The sequence below is a fragment of the Paracoccus nototheniae genome (genome assembly GCF_004335005.1).
GTDB classification, from domain to species: Bacteria; Pseudomonadota; Alphaproteobacteria; order Rhodobacterales; family Rhodobacteraceae; genus Paracoccus; species Paracoccus nototheniae.
The window spans coordinates 1-3,746 of record NZ_RQRT01000141.1; the positions used below are offsets into that span (position 1 = coordinate 1).

The window sequence follows — 3,746 nt, forward strand, 5'->3', positions numbered from 1 at the left end:
GACCGCCTGATCGAGGGCGATCCCCGCTTTCAGACATGGGAACTGGATCAGGCCCTGCCCCTGAACGCAGGCTGGACCAAGATCCAGACCGGTGTGTGGGAGGCGACGCCGGGCGTCACCCGGTCGCTGAAGGGCGAGGCGTTCGAATATTGCCACATCCTGTCGGGCCATTGCCGGATCGCCGAAGACGGCGGTGACAGCCATGATTTCGTCGCGGGCGACAGCTTTCTGCTGAAGCCGGGGTTCGAGGGGGTCTGGACCACGCTGGAAACGGTGCGCAAGATCTATGTCTTCGCGTCCTGATCCGATCCGTCACCCCATGCCCAAAGGACATCCCTGATGCAGAATCAATCGCTGATCGAGGCCGACCGCGACCACCTGATCCATCCCGTCTCGTCCTTTCACGACCACGAGGCACGCGGCGTCCGCCTGTTGCAATCGGCCAAGGGCGCGCGGGTGACCGATGGCGAGGGGCGAGAGCTAATCGACGGCTTTGCGGGCCTGTGGTGCGTGAATGCGGGCTATGGCCATGAAAGCATCATCGCCGCCGCGACCGAACAGATGCGCCGTCTGCCCTATGCGACAGGCTATTTCGATCTGGGCAGCGAACCGGCGATCCGGCTGGCCTCGGCTTTGGCGATGCGGGCGCCGGGCGATCTGAACCGGGTCTATTTCACGCTTGGCGGGTCGGATGCGGTCGATTCGACGATCCGCTTCATCCGCTATTACTGGCATGCCAAGGGGCAGCCGGGGCGCGATCAGTTCATCTCGGTCGCCAGCGGCTATCATGGGTCGTCGACCATGGGGGCGGGGCTGACGGCGCTGCCGGCCTTCCATCACGGCTTTGGCCTGCCGCTGGACTGGCAGCACAAGATTGCCTCGCATGATCTGTATCGCAACCCGCTGCGCGACGATCCGGCGGCGCTGATCGCGGCCTCGGTGGCGGAACTGACGGCGACGGTCGAACGGCTTGGCCCCGACCGGGTCGCGGCCTTTTATGTCGAGCCGATCCAGGGCTCGGGCGGCGTTCTGGTGCCGCCCGCAGGCTGGCTGCGCGCGATGCGCGACCGTTGCCGCGATCTGGGCATCCTGTTCGTCGCCGATGAGGTGATCACCGGGTTCGGCCGCACCGGCCCGCTGTTCGCCTGCGAGGATGAGGGGATCGTGCCCGACCTGATGACCTTGGCCAAGGGCCTGACCTCGGGCTATGTGCCGATGGGCGCGGTGATGATGACCGAAGAGGTGTATCAGACCATCGCGGGCGGTGCCGGATCGCGGGCCGTGGGCCACGGCCATACCTATTCCGCCCATCCCGTCTCCGCCGCCGTCGCGCTGGAGGTTCTGGCCCTGTACGAGGGCGGTCTGCTGGACAATGGCCGCATCATGGGCGCGCGGCTGCAGGCCGGGCTGGCCGGGCTGTCGGATCACCCGCTGGTCGGCGATGTGCGCGGGCGCGGCATGCTGGCGGCGGTCGAGCTGGTCACCGACAAGGTCAAAAAGACCCCGCTGCCGCCCGAGATGTCGCCCGCCACGCGGCTGTTCGACCGGGCATGGCAGGCCGGGCTGGTGCTGCGCAGCTTTCCGCAAGGGGTCTTCGGCTATGCGCCGCCGTTATGCTGCACGGCCGAGGATATCGACGCCATCGTGGACCGCACGCGGCAGGTGCTGGATCAGACCCTGGACGACCCCGAGATCCGCGCGGTGCTGCGCTGATGGCGCTGCTGCTGTCCGGCCCCCCGGAACGCGCGACAATCTGGGCGCAGGTCTTTGCCGAGGCGGGCGAGCGGTTGATTGTCGCCCCCGAGGCGCCCGAGGATCGCGCGGATGTCACGGCCATCGCCTGCTGGAAGCCTCCGGCCGATCTGTCGCTGTATCCGGCGCTGCGGGCGGTGATCTCGGTGGGCGCGGGGGTGGATCAGATGCCCGCCATGCCCAAGGGCGTGACCCTGTGCCGGACGCTGGCGGTGGGGATCGAACAGATGGTGCGCGATTGGGTGGTCATGTCCTGTCTGATGCTGCATCGCGACATGCCGCGCTATCTGGATCAGGAGCGGCGGGGCGAATGGTCCTCGGGTCCGGTGGCGCCCGCGCATCGCCGCACCGTGGGGGTGATGGGTTTGGGACGGATCGGGCGGCTGGCGATGGACAGCCTGCAGGCGCTTGGCTTCCAGACCTGCGGCTGGTCGCGCTCGGGCGATCCCTTGCCGGGCCACCGGGTCTATGGCGCGGCGGATCTGCGCAGTTTTCTGGCACAGGCGCAGACGCTGGTCTGTTTGCTGCCGCTGACCGATCAGACGCGCGGCATCCTCAACGCCGATCTGTTCGCGCAATTGCCAATGGGCGCGCATCTGGTCCATGCCGGGCGCGGTGCGCAGCTGGACAGCGCGGCGCTGATGGCGGCGCTGGACGGGGGCCGGATCGGCGCCGCGATGCTGGATGTCACCAACCCCGAGCCGCTGCCGCAGGACCATCCGCTGTGGTCCGATCCGCGCGTGGTGGTGACGCCGCATGTCGCGGCATCCACCGATGCGCAAGAGGGCGCGCGCCATGCGCTGGCGGTTCTGGCGGCGTTGCGGCAGGGCGCGCCCTTGCCGGGCCGGGTCGATCCGGGGCAGGGCTATTGAGGCGCGTCAGCTGAACCCGAGGGCGGCCGAGGCATTGCGCCCGGCCTCCAGCAGCAGGCGGACATAATCGGGCTTGCGCGCCTCGTCAAAGCGGACCAGCGGAAAGGCGATGCTGATCGCCGCCACCGACCGGCCCGCATGATCCATCACCGGCACGGCCATGCAGCGCACCCCGGCCTCGCTTTCCTCGATCTCTTCGGAATAGCCACGGTCGCGGGTGGCCTGCAGCTCGGTCCGCAGGGCATCGGCATCGGTGATGGTGCGCGGCGCCAGCTTGCGCAGATCCATCGCGGCGATGCGTTCCTCGATTTCCAAGGGGTCGCGGAACGCCAGCAGCGCCTTGCCAAGCGAGGTGGAATGCAGCGGGTTGCGCTTGCCAAGCGTGGATTGCATCGACAGCCCATAGGCGCTGTCATATTTGTGGATATAGGCGACGCGCTGGTCCAGATCGTCCATCACCCCCAGATTGATCGATTCGCCCGTGGCCCGCGACAGCCGCCCCATTTCGCGGTCGCAGGATCGCAGCAGATCCTCTTGCCCGCGCAGCACCCGCGCGCCCAGCCCGAACAGCTTCAGCGTCAGGCCGTATTTCTCGGTCTCGGGTTCCTGTTCGACATAGCCCAGATCAACCATGGTCTGCAAAAGCCGGTGCGCCGTGGTCTTGGAGGTCATCGCCCGCTGCGCGATATCGGCCAGCGTGGCGCGGCGTTCCAGCGCCAGCGATTCGAGAATGGCGAACACCTTGAGAACGGCGGCGGCATTCTCGGTCTTTTGGGGTTTCTGTGCCATGGTGCCATTTCTGAAAATCCGGAACCTTATTCTGAAAAAACTGCGACCTTCTGTCAAGGGATGATACGCACCCTGATTTGTTGAGGATCACTGCCGAAACCCTCCTTTCAGAAAACTGTTGATTTCCGGAACGGCCTGTGGTTTTTTCATTTCCGGAACGCGGTTCCGAAAATGCTGAACCTTTGGGAGACGACCTCATGCACCAGCTGTTGCGCCAGAAAGACCGCTTTCTCTCTCGGGCCGAGGTCGGGGGGCTGATCGAGCGTCTGGCCGACAATCTGGTCAATATCACCGACGAGACGGGCGAATTTCTGCTGCGGCTGGACGATGGCC

At 66.3% G+C, this 3,746-nt stretch carries 4 protein-coding genes; 3 read left to right on the forward strand and 1 reads right to left on the reverse strand.

Annotation, left to right across the window (positions count from 1 at the left end; translation table 11 throughout):
* The 3 genes from EG885_RS21980 to EG885_RS21990 form a co-directional block, all read left to right on the forward strand.
* On the forward strand, nucleotides 1-303 hold a 303-nt coding region (locus tag EG885_RS21980; protein WP_131578940.1), incomplete at its 5' end, for a cupin domain-containing protein.
* Nucleotides 304-339: 36 nt separating this feature from the next.
* The gene (locus tag EG885_RS21985; RefSeq protein WP_131578942.1) at nucleotides 340-1,713 is read left to right on the forward strand and encodes an aspartate aminotransferase family protein; all 1,374 of its coding nucleotides are present in this window, start codon (nucleotides 340-342) and stop codon (nucleotides 1,711-1,713) included.
* Nucleotides 1,713-2,624 (forward strand): 2-hydroxyacid dehydrogenase, encoded by a 912-nt coding sequence (locus EG885_RS21990; protein WP_131578944.1) that lies wholly within the window; start codon nucleotides 1,713-1,715, stop codon nucleotides 2,622-2,624. Before EG885_RS21985 ends, EG885_RS21990 begins: the two co-directional genes overlap by 1 nt.
* Nucleotides 2,625-2,630: 6 nt before the next feature.
* Here EG885_RS21990 and kdgR read toward each other — a convergent pair whose 3' ends face one another.
* Nucleotides 2,631-3,413 carry a DNA-binding transcriptional regulator KdgR gene (gene kdgR / locus EG885_RS21995; RefSeq protein WP_131578945.1) on the reverse strand — a complete coding sequence of 261 codons (783 nt, stop codon included), beginning with the start codon at nucleotides 3,411-3,413 and terminating at the stop codon, nucleotides 2,631-2,633.
* Nucleotides 3,414-3,746: the final 333 nt, after the last annotated feature.